We start from the raw sequence: 1129 nt of genomic DNA on the forward strand, positions 1-1129 counted from the left end.
GGCACTATGTCCTGTCAAGTATACAGTTTAAATATATAAAATAGACTATGCGGTCTGATTGCGGAACTTTTCCGCAGTCAGACCGTTTTTTGATGCATAAGCTCTCTTTGTATTGAAATATTTTACACCTTCGTCAATCAGTCTCTTTAATTCTTCAAATGATTGTGGCTGTGGGTGTCGTTCCAGCCAAAGTAGTTTAAAATCATTCCACCATCTCTCCATAGGAGAATTTTCCCATGGATGTCCAGGATGAGACATGCTATGGACGTAGTTCATCTTTTCTAAATAGTGATTAAAGGCAAGTGAACAGTATGCAGCACCTCGATCTGTATGAACCATAGGTCTTACTCCTGGCTCTTTAGAGAACGCTTTCTTAAATGTATCAATTACTGCTGATGTAGTTTCCGTTTTTGAAAGGTTATAGCTAATCACGTAACGTCCGTATAAATCTAATACCGCATGTAATCGTACTTTTTGTGGTTTGTTATCTTCAAAATATACAACTTCAGTTGTATCGGTCGCCCAAACTTCATTCTTGCTTGCACGATCAAAATGCCCAGATAATAGGTTTTCACTAATATATTCATGCTTTAATTTAATTCGGTTTCTCTTTTTCTTTCTGATATTTACACGAATATTATTATTACGCATACAAGATCTTACACGTTTTAAACCAACCGTAAAATCTAATTTTCCTTCTGCTTTCAACTGAGTGGTCATACCTAAATAACCTAAAGTAAAATTATGTTCTTTCTCCAATTCTAAAATGGCAGAGTAGAGTTGGTCTTGTTGCTTTCGATACGTACTATTACATCGTTTAAACCATTTATAATACGCATCTCTTGTCACTTTGGCAATCTTACTAAGCTTACTAATCGACCAGTGATATTCTTGATGTAATTCTTTAATCGCTATGTACTTTAATTCTTTTTCACCCCTCGATTGCGTATTTCTACTAATTTTTTTGCGAAGGCAATCTCCATTTTTTGTTGTTCTAATTGTGCTTTAAGTAGTCGATTTTCAACTTGTAAGCGTTCAAGATCATTCATTGTTGCCATAGATTTTCTTTTACCACGGTTATCACGAAGTGATTCTGGATCATTATTACTCTTAGTATATTTTTTATACC

At 34.7% G+C, this 1129-nt stretch carries 1 protein-coding gene and 1 pseudogene; both read right to left on the reverse strand.

All coding sequences use genetic code 11. The annotated features are described in order from the left end of the window. Nucleotides 1-45: 45 nt before the first annotated feature. The gene (locus JCM10991_RS11730) at nt 46-999 is read right to left on the reverse strand and encodes an IS3 family transposase (RefSeq protein ID WP_225349978.1); all 954 of its coding nucleotides are present in this window, start codon (nt 997-999) and stop codon (nt 46-48) included. Beyond that, nucleotides 921-1129: pseudogene (locus JCM10991_RS15500) on the reverse strand (helix-turn-helix domain-containing protein); the annotation flags it as partial. The gene JCM10991_RS11730 and the pseudogene JCM10991_RS15500, both read right to left, overlap by 79 nt.

The organism is Ligilactobacillus equi DSM 15833 = JCM 10991 (assembly GCF_000615765.1).
Classification (GTDB): domain Bacteria; phylum Bacillota; class Bacilli; order Lactobacillales; family Lactobacillaceae; genus Ligilactobacillus; species Ligilactobacillus equi.